The sequence below is a fragment of the Roseburia rectibacter genome, from assembly GCF_014287515.2.
Taxonomy (GTDB): Bacteria; Bacillota; Clostridia; order Lachnospirales; family Lachnospiraceae; genus Roseburia; species Roseburia rectibacter.
In genome coordinates, this window is record NZ_CP092473.1 from 2,374,373 (window position 1) to 2,393,101 (window position 18,729).

Genomic DNA, 18,729 nt, shown 5'->3' on the forward strand with positions numbered 1-18,729 from the left:
ATAAAAACAGCTCTAAGTCCTTATTTCCCTACAATCTCCGCCGTATCGATAAACTCATACGGTGTCGTCTGGTACACATAATAATTCAGCCAGTTTGAATAGAGGGTATTTCCATGTGACCGCCACTCTAATCTAGGTTTCTTCGTATCATCATCATCCGGATAATAGTTGACCGGGAGATCGATCGGCAGTCCCTTTGCTTTATCACGTTTGTATTCCTTATCAAGTGTGACACGGTCATATTCCGGATGTCCCATGACAAAAATACGTCTGCCTTCATCTGCGATTGCAAGGAAAACGCCTGCTTCATCTGACTCAGCAAGGATCGTCAGATCCGGTATTTTCCGGATATCTTCTGCACGGACTTCCGTGTGTCTTGAATGAGGCGCCATAAAATAATCATCAAAGCCACGGACTAACGGCACTTTACGGTTCATGACATGATGTTCAAACACACCAAATACTTTTTTATCCAGCAGATGCTTTTTTAGTCCATAATGATAATAAAGTCCTGCCTGTGCACCCCAGCACAGATGCATTGTGGATGTTACATGTGTCTTTGTCCATTCAAAAATATCACACATTTCCTTCCAGTAATCCACTTCCTCAAACTCCATCTGTTCCACCGGAGCACCTGTAATGATCAGTCCATCAAAATAACGGTTCTTCACTCCATCAAATGTCTCATAAAACTTGTTTAAATGACTCATGGATGTATTTTTTGACTCATGGGATGATACCGTAATAAATGTCACATTGATCTGTAACGGTGTGTTAGACAATGAACGCAGAAGCTGCAGCTCTGTGTCTTCTTTTAACGGCATTAAATTCAGGATTCCGATCTCAATGACACGGATATCCTGGTGTGTTGCACGACTTTCATCCATAACAAATATATTTTCCTTTTCCAATATCTCTTTTGCCGGTAAATCACTCTGTGTCTTAATTGGCATAATTATACTCCATTCTCTGAGCAATTTGTTGGGAAGCGGCGACGCAAATGTCAGATTTGTGTCTGCCATAAAAAGTATTTGTTTTGCCCAGAAACAAATACCTGTGTGATAAATAAGCTATCGAACTTATTTATCGCACTGTACTCCCATTCTCTGTATTAATTCCAAGCAGGGCAAACAGTTCTGCTTCCGTAAGCACGGTTATTCCAAGTTCCTGTGCTTTTGTCAGTTTACTGCCCGCACTTTCTCCCGCAACAACATAATCTGTCTTTTTTGATACGGAACCGGATACTTTTCCGCCGTATTTTTCCACCAGCTCTGCTGCTTCTTTTCTTCCCAGTGTCGGCAAAGTACCTGTAATAACTACTGTTTTTCCGCTGACTGCCGAATCGATCGTCTCTGTTTCTTCCGCTTCCATATTTACACCTAACGACTTTAAACGATTGATCATCGCTCTGTTTTTTTCGTCATGGAAGAAACGGAAAATGCAGTCTGCACTCACTTCTCCGACATCATCCACCTCCATTAGAGTTTCCCGATCTGCTTCCTCTAAATCTGTGATCGAGGAAAAACGTTTCATGATCGTCTTTGCTGCCGCTTTCCCAACATTTGGAATACCAAATCCGGTAAGAAGCATATACGCATCATTTTCCTTTGCCTTTTCGATCGTATCTAAAAGTTTGTCCGTATTCTTTTCTTTTCCGATAATTCCCTGTTCGATCAGTTCTTCTCTGTGATCTTTCAGTTCAAATATGTCAGCAATATCTCTAATATACCCCAAACGCACAAGTTCTTCAATATAAACCGTACCAAATCCCTTGATATCCATGGCATCTCTGCCGACAAAGTTAATGATATGACGTTCTAACTGCGCCGGGCAGTTTGGCGACGTACATTTGATATCTGCTGTATCTTTTTCGCGTTCCGTCTTTGCACCGCAGACCGGACAGACATCCGGAATCATAAAACGCTTCCAGCCGTCCGGTCTTTTTTCCTTGCGGACTTCTTTGACCTTTGGAATGATCTCTCCGGACTTATAAACAACGATCGTATCACCAATTCCCACATCAAGATCATCAATAAAATCCTGATTATGCAATGTTGCTCTTGAAACAGAAGTTCCACACAGGCGCACCGGTTCAAAAACCGCTGTCGGCGTGATTCTTCCTGTTCTTCCAACGGAAAGCTCAATATCAAGCAGTTTCGTTTCTTTTTCTTCCGGCGGATATTTGTATGCGATCGCCCATTTCGGGACTTTCGAGGTATTTCCCAGCAGTTCCCTGTCTGAATAACGGTTGATCTTAATGACTGCCCCGTCAATATCATAGCCAAGATTTCCACGATTCTCTCCGATTGCCGTGATGGCATCCCAGACTTCGTCTGCAGTCTTACATACTTTGTAATCTTCGATGATCGGAATCCCCTGTTTCTTTAAAAATTCATATCCTTCGGTATGCGTTGCAATCTCCATGCCACGCACCTGCTGGATATTAAATACAAACATGGACAGTTTTCTTTCTTTTGTCACACGGCTGTCAAGCTGGCGCAGCGTTCCTGCAGCGCAGTTTCTTGGATTTGCAAAAATCTTTTTACCGAGCAGTTCCTGTTGTTCATTGACTCTGTCAAAGTCCTCATTTTTCATATAGACTTCACCACGGATCTCCAGATATTCCGGGTGGTCTTTCAGTTTCTTTTTAACATCTGAGATCACTTTTGCATTTGCTGTCACATCTTCGCCAAAGTTCACCCCATCACCACGCGTCAGCGCAAGGGCAAGTTCGCCATTTTCGTAGCGGAGTGCCATAGATAATCCGTCAATCTTATATTCCACCACAAACTCAGGATCATCTAACTGCTCTTTCATCTGCTCCACAAAATCAACGACTTCCTCCTTCGAAAATACATCCTGAAGACTTAACATCGGAACATTATGGTGCACCAAAATACCTGCTGTACGCTTTGCCGTACCACCGACATGCTGTGTCGGCGAGTCTTCCGTTACAAGCTCCGGATGTTCTTTTTCCAGACGTTTTAACTGCCGCATCAACATGTCAAATTCATAATCTGAGATTTCAGGATTATCCTGATTATAATATCTGTCGCTATGATAATTGATCTTATCTCTTAATTCTTTGATCTGTTCTTCCGGTGTCATCTGTCTCCTCCATCCCGTCTGTGAATCACTGTCGTGTTTGATGAATCTTTTACAAGCCGCATCAGTTCATCATATTCCTGTGATGTTACTTCGCGGTAATTCCCGGCTTTTAAATCTCCCAGTTCGATATTCATAATACGGGTTCTTACCAGTTTTTCCACTCTGTATCCAAAATATTCGCACATACGGCGGATCTGCCGGTTCAATCCCTGTGTCAGGATGATGCCAAACTGCCTTTTTCCTGTCCGCCAGACTTTACATTTACGTGTGGTAGCATTCAATTCCACCAGCGGCACGCCACCTGCAAGTCCCCGCAGAAAACTGTCCGTCACAGGTTTATTAACGGTAACAATATATTCTTTTTCATGCATATTTCCGGCACGCATAATGCGGTTTACAATATCACCATTGTTTGTCATAAGCAATAATCCTTCGGAATCTTTGTCCAGTCTTCCAATTGGATAAATCCGTTTGGGATAGTTGATATAATCCACCACATTATTTTTTTCTCTCTTTTCTGCAGTGCATACTACTCCTGTCGGTTTATGAAATGCCAGAAGTATCATTTCATCTTCTTTTTTTACCGGCTTTCCACAAAAAAGAACCGTCTGTCCCGGCAATACTTTTGCCCCCATGGATGCAGCCACACCGTCTATTATCACATTTCCGGCTTCCACCTGGCGGTCTGCCTCTCTTCTGGAACACACTCCTGCCTCGCTGAGATATTTATTGATTCTGACTGCCTCCTGCATTTTTCACCTTTCTCTTTCTGCACAAAAGCGGAGACTTCTTTTTAAAGTCTCCGCCATTTTTACTATGACAACAAGTCTGTTGCTGGAATCCTGCTACACATCATATATTCAGCAGTTACTGCAACAGGGAAGTTTTAATATATCCGGTCTGACCATTCCATGTCACCTTTGTCCAGCCTTCTGCATAACTCATGACCACCGTTACTTTCTCGCCTGTAAATGCGGTTCCTATCTTGCTGTCTGACTCACTCATTCCAGAACGTACATTTACAGAATCCTTTAATGTAATAACTGTTCCCTCTGCTATGAAATCACCTGCAGATGTCTGTTCATCATTACCACCATTATCTGTTTGTCCATTGTCTGCTTCAGAATCAGCATTCTTTGTAGTCAGATATTCTGTTTTGATATATCCGGTCTGACCGTTATAATTAACAATACTCCACTCACCATCTGTACCTGTTCTTGTAAGTGCTGTACCCTGCTCTAACGTACCAAGTTTTTCTGATTCGGTATCTGCTGCTGCCCTTACATTTACCGTATCTACTGCATAAACTGTATCCGGTTCGCTCTGCGTCGGTCCATTTTCCTCAGGCTGGTCTGTATTCTCTTCCGGCGTTTCAGACTGCTCTGCCTCCGTTGTTTCTTCCGGTACCTGCTGCTCAGTACTTTCTGTTTCGGTATTCTGGCTTACAATCGTACCTGCCCACTCAGTGATCGCATTCGGAATTGTCGTCTGGATCATCTCGCTCAGCTTATCATCTGACGCAACTGCCGTGTCATATTTGTCCTGGACTTCTTTCTGGAGTGAATTGACATCTTCACTTCCCTCATACTCACTGATCAGGTTCTGGATGCTTGTATCTAACGCATTTTCTTTTATCTTTAAATTGTACTGGCTGTAAAGGTTATCAATATATACACTGCCATCATCATTCGTGCGCACATAGAAGAAATCCAGTCCCGGTGCAACTGTATCTACATCCTTAAATTTTACTTCCACATAAACAGACACAAGATATGAAGATGCATCAAGCCCCTGTTTGGTATAACATTTGATATTCTGGTATGCATCAACATACTGACTGAATACAGAAATATAGCTTTTCTCATTTTCTGACAATGGAGTGGCGATTGTCTGAAGAGTATCCGTATCTCCTGCTGCATATGCGGTGTAATACTGGTTGATTAATGTATTTACATCCTCATATGCATCCACTTCAAATTCCTGCACTGCATCATTCGATGCCTCTGACGTAACTTCTGTTGCCGCAACATCCTGTCCGTTCTGTGACTGTTTCGGTGATCCGGCTTTCACTAAAATAAGCACAAGTGCAAGGAATAATACACCTGCTGTGATATACCGGACATTCTGTTTTATGAACATAAGGATCTTATTTGTCCCACTATTTTCTGTTTTATTACCTGTCTCTTTATTTTCTGTATCATTTTTTAATTTATCATCAACATTCGAAGAAGCCATTGTATTTTCCATCCCTTTCCATTTGTTATATAAAACTTCACAAAAATATGTAACAGGCGAAACATATAGTATGCCGCCTGCTATCTGACTGTCAAAATGCACCCGGCGGGAATCGAACCCGCATTGCCGGAGTCGGAGTCCGGTGTTCTATCCATTAGACTACGGTTGCCTGCTCTTACTATTCATATAAGGGATCTACAACGCAAAAACACTTTTTCACGCACGTTTTATCATAACAGACCCTAAAATAATTGTCAACAAAAAATGCCGGCACAGGTTACCGTGTCATTCCGCACGCTTGTATTTTCCTGTTCTCCGGCATTTCTTAAAATTTAATGAAGATCTTTTAATATACGATTCAGAAGATCCTTTTTTTCACTATCCGATTCTTTTCCTATCATAACTGCCACCCAGACGGCAGTCCCCGATATTTTTTCTTTTTTCAGGAAACAGATATCCTCTGTGCTCTGACTGTCTTCGCGGTACCTGCTTACAATCCGGTTTAATTCTGAGAAAATTTCTATCAGCCTGTCGAAATCATTTTCCCTCTCCAGGATCATTGTTTCTCCATGGCACCTTTCCTCCCCTGCGGTTGCAATGATCTGCATACAAAGATGCAATTCACCTGTGATATCCGACGCCTCCATCAATACATCCGGCCGCATTTCTCTTGTTTCCAGAAAAATCTTTTTTGCCAGATCAACATCACGTTTTCTGAAACATTCGGCAAGTCTTTGTTTTAATTCACCTGTTTCTGCCTTTTCTCCAAGCATTCCCACCTTACATTCATACACACGCAATTTCTTAACGGTAACCCAAACAAGCAATAGAAATTCAGAAATAAATCCAAATACTCTTTTATGGTAGGCATCTTCTCCCGTCTCCAGTTCAATCCGCTCTGCCACTTCAAAAAAAATGGAAAACAGCCAGGACGCATATTCATCAAATAATTTTTTTGATGTGACAAGAATATTTCCAAAATAAGTCTGTCTGCCATTTACCAGCGTGTCAAACGCATCTGCATATTCCGGGTATTTCTCTGCTATGACTTTTCCTGTCATTTCAAGCGCCCGTATATTATGATTTGCCGAAAATCCATCATAGTAAGAATTATTTAACTGAACCTTTTTCGTTGTGACCAGGTCATATTTCTTTAACAGTTCCCGGTATTCCGCCTCCGTATAAATCTGTTCCTTTTCATTGATCAGATATCTTCTGTAATGGCAGGTACCGACATAATCCACATCATGACAATTTTTCCAGATCCAGTAAAATCCTGTCAGTTCACTGTAATAACAGTTCAATGCCGAGATCTGTTCTCCTGTATCATCTCCCTGATATCCAAAATCTTCCCCACATGCCCTTCCGACATGGAGCGGTACATACAGTTTATCCGACAGCGGCGTGAATTTTTTGTGTGTCATGGTATATATGCGCATGGACATGATATGTCCCTCCTCTTTTGTGTTGTGCTCTGCATAAATAAACTATAACACAATTATCCTTCTTTTTTAACCGATCCCATGTTCTTTTTTTATCATCTCTTTCATTTCATTCAAAATGTCTGCCGAATTTTTTAACTGGATTTTTTCTTCATCATCCAGCGAGATCGGTATCACATCCTCCACTCCGTCTTTTCCAACAATGGCAGGCATACTGATCACGACGTCCTCCATCCCATAAATGCCACGCATCATGGATGATACCGGCAGGATCGACTGTTCATTTCTTATGATACATTCACAGATCCTCTTTACCGCCATTGCGATTCCATAATACGTGGCGTGTTTCCGTTCAATGATCTCGTAAGCACTGTTTCTTACTTTTTCATAGATACGGTTTTCTGATTCTTCATGCATAAAATGTCCCCGCATTTCACAGAAATCGCTAAGTCTCACACCTGAAATATTTGCATTTGACCATGCTGCAAGTTCACTGTCTCCATGTTCGCCGATGATAAACGCATGTACACTGCGGTTGTCCACCCCTAAATGCTCCCCGATCAGATATTTTAACCGGGCAGTATCAAGCACCGTTCCCGAGCCGATCACACGGTGTTCCGGAAAACCAGAGAGCTTTAATGCCGTATAGGTAAGAATGTCTACCGGATTTGACACGATAAGGAGGATTCCCTCACAGTCTCTCTTTGCAATTTCCGGAATGATCTGTTTATAAATTTCTACATTTTTGTGGATCAGATCAAGCCTCGTCTCATCCGGCTTCTGGTTTGCTCCTGCCGTGATGATAATGATCCCTGCATCTGTGATATCATCATAATCCCCGGCATATATTTTTACCGGTCTTGCAAATGGAAGTCCATGGCTTAAATCCATTGCTTCTCCCTCTGCCTTTGCATGATCTGCATCGATCATAACCATTTCTGAAAAAATACCGCTCTGCATCAGCGCAAATGCCGATGATGCACCTACAAATCCGCAGCCGATCATCGCTGCTTTTCTGATATTCATTTTTCCCATATGATTTTCCTGCTTTCTGCCATGTAAACATGGCTTTTTTTATAATATTTCCTGATCGCAGAAAAATTTATACATAAAAAGGGATGCCGCCATATGACGACATCCCTTTATGATCCATGACAATAAAATGTTTACGGATCATTCATTCTATTATTTCAGGCAACAACATCCTCAAACTGTGAATTATAAAGATTTGCATAAAATCCGTTTTTCGCAAGCAGTTCTTCATGATTTCCCTGTTCCACGATATCCCCATCCTTCATGACAAGGATCAGATCTGCATTACGGATCGTTGATAATCTGTGTGCAATGACAAAACTGGTTCTGCCACGCATCAGGTTATCCATTGCCTTCTGGATCGTAACCTCAGTTCTCGTATCAACCGAAGAAGTTGCCTCATCGAGGATCAAAATCTTATTATCTGCAAGAATTGCCCTTGCGATCGTAAGGAGCTGTTTCTGTCCCTGTGAAACATTGCTTGCATCCTCATTTAATTCCATCTGATAACCACCCGGAAGCGTCTTGATAAAGTGATCGGCATGTGCTGCTTTCGCTGCCGCGATCACTTCCTCATCCGTGGCATCTAAACGACCGTAACGGATATTTTCCATGATCGTTCCTTTAAACAGCCATGTATCCTGCAATACCATTCCAAACGCATCCCTTAATTCCCTGCGGTTAAACTCTCTTACATCATGACCGTCTAATTTGATAGAACCGCTGTTTACATCATAAAAACGCATTAAAAGTTTTACCATCGTGGTCTTTCCTGCTCCGGTCGGACCTACAATAGCGATCTTCTGTCCCGGTTTTACATGAGCACTGAAATCTTTGATGATCGTCTGATCCGGATTATAGCCAAACTGTACATGATCAAAATCAACCGTTCCTGTCACTGTACTCACATCTGCCGGATTTTCTGCAGTCTGATCTTCCTCTTCCTCATTTAAAAAATCAAACACACGCTCGGATGCTGCCGCCATCGACTGCACCTGGTTGATGACCTGTGCTATCTGCTGGATCGGCTGCGTAAAGTTTTTTACATACTGGATAAATGCCTGGATATCACCGATTGTGATCGTTCCACGGATCGCAAACAGTCCACCGGATAATGCCACGGCTGCATAGCCAAGGTTTCCGACAAACATCATGATCGGCTGCATCATTCCGGACAAAAACTGGGATTTCCATGCTGACTGATACAGAATTTCATTTGTACGGTTAAATTCATCGATCGTATCTTTTTCACGGTTAAATGCTTTGATAACTAAATGTCCGCCATAAACTTCCTCGACCTGTCCGTTGATGTGGCCTAAATATTCCTGCTGGTCTTTGAAGTATTTCTGGGAATTCTTAACCACAAATGAGATCAGTGCCATGGAGATTGGCAGGATCACGATCGCGATCAGTGTCATCAGCGGAGAAATACTGAGCATCATGATCAGTACACCGATCAAAGTAGCAACCGATGTAATGATCGTTGTGATACTCTGGTTTAATCCCTGACCTAAAGTATCGACATCATTGGTGATCCTTGATAAAACCTCTCCATAAGTACGGCTCTCAAAATATTTCATCGGCATGCGGTTGATCTTTTCAGAGATTTCTTTACGCATCCGGTAACAGATCTTCTGTGTCACACCTGTCATGATCCAGCCCTGGATAAAGTTAAAAGCTGCACTACACACATAAAGTCCAAGCACAAACAAAAGAATCTGTCCGATATAAGTAAAATCAATGCCTCCAGTGCCCTGAATCTTTGCCATCAGTCCTTCAGAAAGCGCTGTTGTTGCTTTTCCTAGAATTTTAGGGCCGATTACATTAAATACCGTAGAAGCTGCCGCAAAAATCATGACCACAATAATCGCTGCTTTAAAACTTCCAATATAAGATAACAGTTTTCCTAAAGAACCTTTTAAATCTTTTGGTTTTTCTCCCGGCTGCATGCCATGTCCCATCGGTCCTCTGCCACGGCGCTGCATTCCTGTTCTTTCTCTTTCATTACTCATTGACAGACACCTCACTTTCCTCGATTCCAAGTTCTTTTGCAGAAAGCTGTGAACGTGCGATCTGCCGATAGGTCTCACAATTTTTCAGCAATTCCTCATGTGTACCTTTTCCGACGATTCTGCCATCATCCAGTACAAGGATCTGTTCTGCATGCAGGATCGTACTGATTCTCTGTGCCACAATGATTACCGTACTGTCCTTAACTTTTGATGCAAGTGCCTTTCGAAGTGCTGCATCCGTCTTTAGATCAAGTGCAGAAAAACTGTCGTCAAACACATAGATCTTTGGCTGTTTTGCAATCGCACGTGCAATGGCAAGACGCTGTTTCTGTCCTCCGGAGACATTGCTTCCACCCTGTGCGATATCGCTGTCATATTTTTCCTGTTTTTCTTCGATAAAATCTGTTGCCTGCGCGATTGCTGCTGCTTCTTTGATTTCCTCATCCGTAGCATCCCGCTTTCCAAAACGCAGGTTCGAAGCAATCGTACCGGAAAACAATACACCTTTCTGCGGTACAAAACCAATCTCTTCTCTCAAATCTTCCATGCGGATATTCCGGATATCCTGACCATCTAGTGTAACACTTCCGTCCGTAACATCATAAAGCCGCGGGATCAGATTGACCAGTGTAGATTTTCCGCATCCGGTACTTCCGATGATCGCCGTTGTCTTACCTGGCTCTGCAGTAAAATCAATATCTTCAAGTACATCTGCCTCTGCACCCGGATAACGGAAGCTGACATGTGAAAAACGGATCACTCCTTTATGTTCTTTTAACTCTTCCGGAGTCTTTGCATCCTCTATGGAAGATTCTGTATTGATAACCTCATCGATGCGCTCTGCTGCGACTGCTGCACGCGGAAGCATGATAGACATTGCTGTCAGCATCAAAAATGCCATAACGATCATCATCGCATACGTAATAAATGCTGTCATCGATCCAACCTGCATAGAACCTGCATCAATCTTATGAGCTCCTACCCATACGATACCTACGGTCAGAAGATTCATGATCAGCATCATTCCAGGCATCATAAATGTCATGACACGGTTCGTAAACAGCATTGTTTTTGTCAGGTCTTTATTCGCATCATCAAAACGCTTTTCTTCCTCTGTCTCCCTGCCGAATGCACGGATAACAGAAAGTCCTGTCAAAATCTCCCTTGATACCAGATTGATCTTATCCACAAGTTTCTGCATCAGTTTAAAACGAGGCATCGTAACTGCCATCAATACCATAACATATCCGAGGATCACAAGGATTGCAAGAATAATGATCCATCCCATTCCTGCTCCCGTCTGGATGATTTTTAAGACACCACCGATACCAAGGATCGGCGCATATGCAACCATACGGATCATCACGGCAGAAACCATCTGGATCTGCTGGATATCATTGGTACTTCTTGTGATCAGGGATGCCGTGGAAAAACGATCCATCTCCGCATTCGAAAAACGTACCACACGTCCGAATATTTTTCCTCTGAGGTCACGTCCGATCCCTGCACCGATACGTGCACCAACAAATCCTACCAGAACCGTTGCAACCCCCATAAGCAGCGCCATCGCAACCATTCTTCCTCCGGCTGACCAGAGGTAAGATGTCTGTATCTTATCAATATCCAACCCTGCCTGCGTATCGCAGTTAACCGCATAAGCAATTCCCATTGATTTTACCAGGGAGCTTCCCATCGTATCAATCGTATCGGAAACGGTATCACGCATAGATAAGATCTGGTCTTCTGTCATTGCCCCGGATGCTTTCATGGCCGAAAAAATCGTGCGCATATCCACGCAATTTGTGGCTACGGTATTTCCATCATCATCCTCTATCTCTTTTTCAAAAGAAGTAAGCGGCACGCCCATGGACTCCCCGATCTGTTCAATGCTCATATTATCAAGCATTGCCTGATCCATTCCGGTCTGTTTTGCCACACTCTCTTTAAAGGTCTGCTCATCCACCGATGACATCTGATAATTCATCAGGAGTGGTAAAAGCAGTGCATCATCCAGCTCCTCTAACTGTTTTTTATCTGTAACAGTCAGACGGTAAACCTCTCCATCCTGTTCGTAGCTGTTCTCCCAGCTTTCTTTTTCCTCATCTGTCATAAAAAGCTGTACTAATGTAAATTCATCTTCTGTTACTGCTTCCGGCAGTACATGCTCCACACCTTTGTTCTGGATACCGACATCAATAATATCCGATGTATATGCCGGAAGTGACAGATCACACCATGCCTGAACAATCAACAGCGCGATTACTATGATCAATCCCTTCCAGTATGGGAGCATATTTTTAAATATTTTGCTCATATTCTACTCTCCTTTTTGTCTCATTTTCCGGTCTGCAATTTCTTCTTTGGCTGCCTCATACAGTTCGTTCAGACAGTCTATCATACCTTCCATATCATCCCTGTCCATTTTTGAAATAACCGCATGTGCAAAATTACTCATGATCTGCTCGCACTCCTCTGTTTTCTTTTTCCCGGAATCTGTCAGTTTCACATACGTATTTCGTCTGTCCGCCTTATTGACATCACGCTCAATATATCCTTTATCCTCTAATGTCTTTAAGGTACGTGAAACTGCGGGTCCCTTCGCTTTCAACTTCGCAGTCAGTTCAGATACCGTCAGTTCTTCCTTTCCCATTTCCCCGTTGCAATGCCTGATCGCCAACATCGTCATACCTTCAATTTTGGTGATATCCGGCACAAGATCGCCCATATGCAGTTTATGGAACTGATACAGTGCAGAGAAAAATCTTGTAAATAAATCATCCATTTTTGTTTTTCTCACCTCGTTATTTAACATTGTTATGTATTCTCCTTGTTATTTATTTACAGTGGCATATATTAACACAGGGAAGATACTACGTCAAGTATCTTCCCTGCACTTTATCCATTCTTTATATTTTCTTTATATTCTTTTTTTATTTTTACTCACACACCTGATGCATCATATCAATTGTCCGTCTCATTTCTTCGAGATCAAACTGCCCCGGTGCACTTTTCTTTTTATGTGATGCAAACGTCACGCAGGAGCCAAATGTCTCCCCGCTTACTCTGCTGATCTCACCTAATTTTCCCATTGCCACAGTGATAATCGGAGTTTCTTTGTTTTCACAGTGAAATTCAGATGTGACCGCAAGAAGTCTTAAAACATCCTCCGGCGTTTTGGGAGTTACAACCAGTTTGACAATATCCGCTCCGCCTTCACACATACGGTCCAGCAGCATCCGCATAACTTCCATCTGTGGTGTTTCTTCCAGGTCATGATGTGATGCTACGATTTTCTTCCCTTTTTTCTGAATTTTCCGGATCTGCCTTGCAGTGTGTTCCTCCTCAAAAAATTCCAGATCGATCAGATCCACACATTCTGATTCTGTCGCAAGATCATGCAGATCTGTTAATGTTTCCCGGTCAACCGATGCCATTCCACCCTGTTTTGCAGTACGAAATGTATATAAAAACAATTTTTTCTTTAGCAAAGGCGCTGCCTGCTGCAATATCTCCCGCACTTCATTATAATCCGTAAAATGTTCAAATGCATCCAGCCGCCATTCGATCATGTCTGCAGCGGATTCTGCAAGATATTCTATTTCATTTATAACTTCCTCTTTTGTTTTTTCAAGCACCGGAACACAGACCAGCGGACGCCCCGTTCCAACTTCGGTTTCTCTTATTTTCATGCCTGACACCTCCCATTACCTCTTACGTCATTGCTATAATTTTCATTATAACCATCACTTCTCTGTTATGCAAATATTTGACATCTTCTGCAATATCATTTAATATATTTTTGATTTTATCAAATACAAGAGACAGCGCATGTACTTTGGCGCTTAGAATGGAGTTTTATTATGAGTTTTATATTTTTAAACCAGCTTCCTTCTCCGGCAGAGATCAAACATGATTTTCCGCTGTCAGAAGAATTAAAACAGTTAAAAAAAGAACGCGATGCCATGATCTCTGACGTCATCACAGGAAAAGATGACCGGTTTTTAGTTATCATCGGACCTTGTTCTGCTGACAGGGAAGACGCAGTCTGCGATTATGTCAGCCGCCTCACAAAAATTCAGGAGGATGTTGCTGACCGCCTGATCATCATTCCACGCGTTTATACAAATAAGCCCCGTACTACAGGTGAAGGCTACAAAGGTATCGCATCCCAGCCAGATCCTGAAAAAGCACCGGATATGATCGAAGGTCTGATCGCCATGCGAAAAATGCACATCCGTGCGATCAAAGAGAGCGGTTTAACCTGTGCAGATGAGATGCTTTATCCGGAAAACTGGGGATATGTAGAAGATCTTCTCTCCTATGTCGCTATCGGTGCACGTTCTGTTGAAGACCAGCAGCATCGTCTGACCGTCAGCGGTTTTGATGTTGCATCAGGTATGAAGAACCCGACCAGTGGTGATTTCTCCGTTATGCTCAACTCCGTATATGCAGCGCAGCACCCACATCATTTTGTATACCGTGGCTATGAAGTCGAGACAAGCGGTAATCCTCTTACGCATGTTGTTCTGCGCGGTGCAGTCAGCAAACACGGTAACTCCACACAAAATTATCATTATGAGGATCTGATCCGTCTGTGCGACATGTATGAGAAAATGGATCTTGTAAATTCGGCAGCCGTTGTGGATGTAAACCATTCCAACTCCGGCAAAAAACACAGAGAACAGATCCGTATTGTAAAAGAAGTCATGCACAACCGTCAGGTTTCTTCTGAGATCAGAAAAATGGTCAAAGGTGTCATGATCGAAAGTTATATTGAGGAAGGTTCCCAGAAGATTGGCGAACATATCTACGGAAAATCTATCACAGATCCATGCCTTGGCTGGGAAGATTCCAAAAATCTTATTTATACGATCGCAGACATGTGCAATTAATTGATACCTTCTGATAGTATAAATACTACATAAAAAGAGGAACTCCAAATCCGTGGGTTCCTCTTTTATATTCTGCATCTTTTTTAACTGCTATCCTCTTGGATGTGCTTTTAAATATACCTCTCTTATTCTTCCCTGTCCCATCTGCGAATAAATCTGTGTCGTTGAGATATCAGAATGACCTAACATCTCCTGGACAGATTTTAAATCCGCTCCATTGCTGATCATATGTGCCGCAAATGAATGTCTTAATGTATGAGGTGTGATCTCCGATTCGATCCCCGCCTTTTTCCCATAAAACTTGATCAGCTTCCAAAAACCCTGACGGCTCATGGCACCACCGGTACAGTTTGTAAACAGCCACGGACAGTCTTCCTGGCTGATCAGATGTTCTCTTCCATCCTGTATATATTTTGCTAATGTTTCCTTTGCAACATTTCCAAAGGGAATAATACGTTCTTTGTGGGTGTCCGTACAGATCACATACTCCATCTGAAGATTCAGATCCGAAATCTTCAGTGATATCAGCTCCGACACGCGTATCCCTGTTGCATAAAGCAGTTCCAACATTGCTTTATCCCGCAGTTTCTTCGGAGTATTGCCGGATGGCTGCTCCAGTAAGAGTGTCACCTCTTCTGTGGTCAGAATGCGTGGCATTGTTTTTTCAATCTTAGGTGCTTTCAACCTCCATGCCGGATCTGCTTCAATTCTCCGCTCCCGCTCAAGGAAATGAAAAAAAGCCTTCATTGATGCTATACTTCTCGAAACAGTCGCTGGTTTCCGTCCCTCGCGCTCTAAAAACATAACATATGCATTCAGATTTGTCTCTGTAACAGCAGCTGCATCACATATATTCTGCCCTGCCAGATATTCATTCAGTTTACGAAGATCACGCTCATAAGAAACCTCTGTATTCTTCGATGTCTGTTTTTCATTGTGAATATATTCTATAAAATCCATAATGTCACGTGTCATGTTTTTTCCTGACTTTCTTTTTATCCTGTGTATTTTTTCATTATAATAACAAGCAAACTAAAAAGCAATCTTTTCAAAAATTTTTTACAAGCATCTTAAGGATCGGATTATTGATATAAGTTTCCGCAAAAACACCGCCAACCATCAGTGCAACTGCTACTCCATAAAACGAGACAGATTCAAATATTTTTTTCATGCGGCTTTTCAGATCACAGTTAAATGACCGATACTGCATTTTGTTTTTTCCACAGAACCTGCACCATAGCACCGCTGCCACATATAAAAATGCATGCGGGAAAACACTGACGAACGCAAATGCAACACCCCGGATTCCAAGATCTGCAATCGCCATTGTAAGGAAAAACCCAAAAGTTCCTGTCAGCAGGCACAAACATGCTGTTGATGCCACCACGTATCCACACCATTCTCCAAGCAAAAAAGAGAAAAAAGCAAACTTTCCCCTTTTCCAAAACAACTGCCAGAATAGTCTTTCCAGCGAAATACTGCTATATGCAAACTGTTCTAAAATCCATATGTTTAATATCCGGCAAAGATTCCCCTCTTTGTACTTTAACAGGTTTGCAAGAAAAACACCCGCAAAAAACACCGCAAAAAACAGGAATCCTTCTTTTTTCATGCACACCGCACATCCTTTTTCTTTAGTTTATGCGTTTTTCTCCTGATTCAGAAGATTTTTGTATGCAAGAAGTGCAGAAACTGTTTTCGCATCCTGCAATTTTCCATCATAGATCATCTGACACAATTCATCTATCTCATATGCCTCAACATCTATAAACTCTCCCTCATCTAAATGCTGATGACCCGGTTTTAAATTGCGTGCCAGATACACATCAATGAACTCATTGCAAAATGCTACTGTGGTCTTAAGGGATAAAAGACGCGTGAGATCATCACTGCGATATCCTGTCTCCTCCTCTAATTCCCTTGCTGCACATACTTTTGTGTCTTCTGTGACACTATCTCTCGATCCTGCCGGTATCTCAAGTGTCATTCGGTCGATCGCATTCCGGTATTGACGTACCATCAGAATCTTTCCATCTTCTCTCACCGGTACAACTGCTGCTGCACCTTTTCTGTGCGAGATAAAATCCCATTCCTCAAGTTTTCCGTCCGGAAGCTGCATGGTATCCGTATATATATCCAGAATTGCTCCATTTTTCACCAGTTCTCTTTTTATTCTCTTGACCTGTTTATCCATAATGATATTCCTCCACAAATCCTGTCTTCTTTTGTTCTTATTCTTTCTGCTGTTATTTTACCACCCGCTTCGTCTATTTTCCATCAGTTTTTTATATCCTGACATCAGATAAATAAAGTGTTAAAACTTTCCCATTCTCTTTTCAAAAAGGATTAAAGAATGCGCAAATATCTCCTCCATATAACGAATACTGTTATACTGATAACATCTTATCTACAGGGAGGAAACCAGCTATGACAATTGCTGAAATTATTTTTTCTATTATCGGTATTGGCATTATGATCGGAGGTTTTGTTTACGGAATTTATGATTCCTACTGTCAGTCGAAAAAATATCGTACATCCAAATAATAGAATGACATTATATTATCCAAGAAACAATCCTGCCCGGAGGGTTTTTTATGTAATAGGTAATTTCAACGAATTTTCCTATTACATAAAAAACAGACCGCACATATCTGTGTGCAGTCTGTTTTTTTCAACCTTCTTTTTCTGTTATGCCATCATCTGCATGCCATTTACACTCGTCTGGCTCTCTAACATCCGGTATCCTACCCTCGGGATCGTTGTTATATACTCCGGTTCCAATGGAGATCTTTCGATTTTTTTTCGGATATTTGTCATATTAACACGAAGTATCCTGCTGTTCTGCTCTGCATACGGTCCCCATATTTTTTCCAAAAGCATCTGGTATGTTACAACCGTGCCAGCATTTAACGCAAGACTTTCTATGATCCGATACTCCACTGGCGAAAAATGAATTTCCATACCTCCAAGCAGAACTTGTCTTTTTGTGAAATCAACTTTAAGATTTCCTGCCTCATAGTATGTATGTGCACCTGTCGAAATTCTTCTTCTCAATGCCGAAAAAATCCGTGCTGCCAGTTCCTTTTCATGAAACGGCTTTACCATATAATCATCTGCTCCGGCATATAATGCCTCTACTTTATCAAGATAGCTGTTCTGTTCCGATAAAACAATAATCGGAGCATCCGTCCACTCCCTAAACCATTGAATTAACGCCAGTCCCTCCATATCAGAAAATTTATTATCCATCAGGATCAGATCCGGGCAGATACCGGTACTCATCTCCATCCCCTGTTTTCCTTTTCCCGCAGTATATATCTTATAATTTTCTTTTTCCATTGCCCTGCGGATCAAATAGGAAATACTCGCATCTTCATCAATCAGTAATATTTTTGCTCTGTCACTTATTCTGTTTTCATTCACGTTAAAACGCCTCCTGTAATATATTTTTATTTGATTACAGGAAAATGTTTTGCCTTCTTTCCATCTACCAGATGGATATATTTGATATTCTGCCACAGCATGATCATATGGCTGCCAAAACGCTTCAATGCCATATGCAAAATAACAGCCGGTATCACAATAAGTACGTATACTTCTACAAGAAAACGTAAAATCTGAAACCTGCTCTGTCCCTGTTCTCCAAGAACGGCATCGCTCTGCGTTGTTCGCGCAAATGCGGATGCCGGTATATTTTCAGGAACGTTACACGCCTGATGTTCCGCTATCCCCGGCTCCATCAGCCAGTCTGTCTGATATTGCTCTATTCCGCCATCAGGCAGTATATCTGCAGCCAGCTTTAAACTCTGTGATGTCTTTTCCAAATGCAGTGTGTCTGTCTGTGGTAAAAACTGAAAGAAAGATATGATCATAAATCCGATCAGAAGGAATAAAATCCACTTATGTTTTTTCACACTCTGCATTTGCCACACCACCTTTCTTTCGCTCTTTTTCAGATGTATTTTAACATATATTTTACATTCTGGCACTATTTTTTTAGGATTTTAT

Annotated in this window: 16 protein-coding genes and 1 tRNA gene; 1 reads left to right on the plus strand and 16 read right to left on the minus strand. The window is 41.9% G+C overall.

Features of this window, described 5'->3' with window-relative positions:
- Positions 1-20: 20 nt before the first annotated feature.
- The 11 genes from metA to aroD all read right to left on the minus strand — a co-directional run bounded on the left by metA (position 21) and on the right by aroD (position 13,518).
- A complete protein-coding gene (gene metA / locus H8S51_RS11295; RefSeq protein ID WP_186900433.1) occupies positions 21-953 on the minus strand; it encodes a homoserine O-acetyltransferase MetA in 933 nt (310 codons plus the stop codon).
- Between the two features lie 130 nt (positions 954-1,083).
- Positions 1,084-3,108 carry an NAD-dependent DNA ligase LigA gene (ligA, locus tag H8S51_RS11300; RefSeq protein ID WP_186900434.1) on the minus strand — a complete coding sequence of 675 codons (2,025 nt, stop codon included), beginning with the start codon at positions 3,106-3,108 and terminating at the stop codon, positions 1,084-1,086.
- Positions 3,105-3,860 (minus strand): 23S rRNA pseudouridine(2604) synthase RluF, encoded by a 756-nt coding sequence (gene rluF, locus H8S51_RS11305; RefSeq protein WP_186900435.1) that lies wholly within the window; start codon positions 3,858-3,860, stop codon positions 3,105-3,107. The genes ligA and rluF overlap by 4 nt, the downstream gene beginning before the upstream one ends.
- 115 nt (positions 3,861-3,975) lie before the next feature.
- Positions 3,976-5,343, minus strand: coding sequence for an SH3 domain-containing protein (locus H8S51_RS11310; protein ID WP_241070689.1), 1,368 nt, complete (start codon positions 5,341-5,343; stop codon positions 3,976-3,978).
- Positions 5,344-5,440: 97 nt separating this feature from the next.
- Positions 5,441-5,512: transfer RNA gene (locus H8S51_RS11315), tRNA-Arg, on the minus strand.
- Positions 5,513-5,675: 163 nt separating this feature from the next.
- Positions 5,676-6,788 (minus strand): DUF4422 domain-containing protein, encoded by a 1,113-nt coding sequence (locus H8S51_RS11320; RefSeq protein WP_186900437.1) that lies wholly within the window; start codon positions 6,786-6,788, stop codon positions 5,676-5,678.
- A gap of 66 nt (positions 6,789-6,854) precedes the next feature.
- Positions 6,855-7,820 (minus strand): L-lactate dehydrogenase, encoded by a 966-nt coding sequence (locus H8S51_RS11325; protein WP_117919008.1) that lies wholly within the window; start codon positions 7,818-7,820, stop codon positions 6,855-6,857.
- Between the two features lie 155 nt (positions 7,821-7,975).
- Positions 7,976-9,829: an ABC transporter ATP-binding protein gene (locus H8S51_RS11330; protein ID WP_186900438.1), complete on the minus strand. Its 1,854-nt coding sequence runs from the start codon at positions 9,827-9,829 to the stop codon at positions 7,976-7,978.
- Positions 9,822-12,143: an ABC transporter ATP-binding protein gene (locus H8S51_RS11335; RefSeq protein WP_186900439.1), complete on the minus strand. Its 2,322-nt coding sequence runs from the start codon at positions 12,141-12,143 to the stop codon at positions 9,822-9,824. The genes H8S51_RS11330 and H8S51_RS11335 overlap by 8 nt, the downstream gene beginning before the upstream one ends.
- A 3-nt stretch (positions 12,144-12,146) precedes the next feature.
- Positions 12,147-12,641, minus strand: coding sequence for a MarR family winged helix-turn-helix transcriptional regulator (locus H8S51_RS11340; RefSeq protein WP_117919014.1), 495 nt, complete (start codon positions 12,639-12,641; stop codon positions 12,147-12,149).
- A gap of 124 nt (positions 12,642-12,765) precedes the next feature.
- A complete protein-coding gene (aroD, locus tag H8S51_RS11345) occupies positions 12,766-13,518 on the minus strand; it encodes a type I 3-dehydroquinate dehydratase (protein WP_186900440.1) in 753 nt (250 codons plus the stop codon).
- 171 nt (positions 13,519-13,689) lie between these two features.
- Between aroD and H8S51_RS11350 the strand changes: the two genes are divergently transcribed.
- Positions 13,690-14,721, plus strand: a complete 1,032-nt coding sequence (locus H8S51_RS11350; RefSeq protein WP_186900441.1) for a 3-deoxy-7-phosphoheptulonate synthase — start codon at positions 13,690-13,692, stop codon at positions 14,719-14,721.
- A 90-nt stretch (positions 14,722-14,811) separates the two neighbouring features.
- Here the strand turns inward: H8S51_RS11350 and xerD are convergent, their stop codons facing one another.
- The 5 genes from xerD to H8S51_RS11375 form a co-directional block, all read right to left on the minus strand.
- A complete protein-coding gene (gene xerD, locus H8S51_RS11355; protein ID WP_186900442.1) occupies positions 14,812-15,696 on the minus strand; it encodes a site-specific tyrosine recombinase XerD in 885 nt (294 codons plus the stop codon).
- A 73-nt stretch (positions 15,697-15,769) separates the two neighbouring features.
- A complete protein-coding gene (locus tag H8S51_RS11360) occupies positions 15,770-16,333 on the minus strand; it encodes a hypothetical protein (protein ID WP_118208768.1) in 564 nt (187 codons plus the stop codon).
- Between the two features lie 27 nt (positions 16,334-16,360).
- Positions 16,361-16,915: an NUDIX hydrolase gene (locus H8S51_RS11365; RefSeq protein WP_117919024.1), complete on the minus strand. Its 555-nt coding sequence runs from the start codon at positions 16,913-16,915 to the stop codon at positions 16,361-16,363.
- 494 nt (positions 16,916-17,409) lie between these two features.
- Positions 17,410-18,144 carry a response regulator transcription factor gene (locus tag H8S51_RS11370; RefSeq protein ID WP_117919026.1) on the minus strand — a complete coding sequence of 245 codons (735 nt, stop codon included), beginning with the start codon at positions 18,142-18,144 and terminating at the stop codon, positions 17,410-17,412.
- A 26-nt stretch (positions 18,145-18,170) separates the two neighbouring features.
- Complete coding sequence (locus H8S51_RS11375) at positions 18,171-18,644, minus strand: hypothetical protein (RefSeq protein ID WP_186900443.1); 474 nt, start codon at positions 18,642-18,644, stop codon at positions 18,171-18,173.
- Between the last annotated feature and the right edge of the window lie 85 nt (positions 18,645-18,729).

Coding starts and splice junctions, on each gene's coding strand:
- H8S51_RS11375 (WP_186900443.1), bottom strand. CDS start 18,644: ATGCAGAGTGTGAAAAAACATAAGTGGATTTTATTCCTTCTGATCGGA.
- H8S51_RS11335 (WP_186900439.1), bottom strand. CDS start 12,143: ATGAGCAAAATATTTAAAAATATGCTCCCATACTGGAAGGGATTGATC.
- H8S51_RS11365 (WP_117919024.1), bottom strand. CDS start 16,915: ATGGATAAACAGGTCAAGAGAATAAAAAGAGAACTGGTGAAAAATGGA.
- H8S51_RS11340 (WP_117919014.1), bottom strand. CDS start 12,641: ATGTTAAATAACGAGGTGAGAAAAACAAAAATGGATGATTTATTTACA.
- ligA (WP_186900434.1), bottom strand. CDS start 3,108: ATGACACCGGAAGAACAGATCAAAGAATTAAGAGATAAGATCAATTAT.
- xerD (WP_186900442.1), bottom strand. CDS start 15,696: ATGACACGTGACATTATGGATTTTATAGAATATATTCACAATGAAAAA.
- H8S51_RS11320 (WP_186900437.1), bottom strand. CDS start 6,788: ATGTCCATGCGCATATATACCATGACACACAAAAAATTCACGCCGCTG.
- H8S51_RS11310 (WP_241070689.1), bottom strand. CDS start 5,343: ATGGCTTCTTCGAATGTTGATGATAAATTAAAAAATGATACAGAAAAT.
- rluF (WP_186900435.1), bottom strand. CDS start 3,860: ATGCAGGAGGCAGTCAGAATCAATAAATATCTCAGCGAGGCAGGAGTG.
- H8S51_RS11325 (WP_117919008.1), bottom strand. CDS start 7,820: ATGGGAAAAATGAATATCAGAAAAGCAGCGATGATCGGCTGCGGATTT.
- metA (WP_186900433.1), bottom strand. CDS start 953: ATGCCAATTAAGACACAGAGTGATTTACCGGCAAAAGAGATATTGGAA.
- aroD (WP_186900440.1), bottom strand. CDS start 13,518: ATGAAAATAAGAGAAACCGAAGTTGGAACGGGGCGTCCGCTGGTCTGT.
- H8S51_RS11360 (WP_118208768.1), bottom strand. CDS start 16,333: ATGAAAAAAGAAGGATTCCTGTTTTTTGCGGTGTTTTTTGCGGGTGTT.
- H8S51_RS11330 (WP_186900438.1), bottom strand. CDS start 9,829: ATGAGTAATGAAAGAGAAAGAACAGGAATGCAGCGCCGTGGCAGAGGA.
- H8S51_RS11350 (WP_186900441.1), top strand. CDS start 13,690: ATGAGTTTTATATTTTTAAACCAGCTTCCTTCTCCGGCAGAGATCAAA.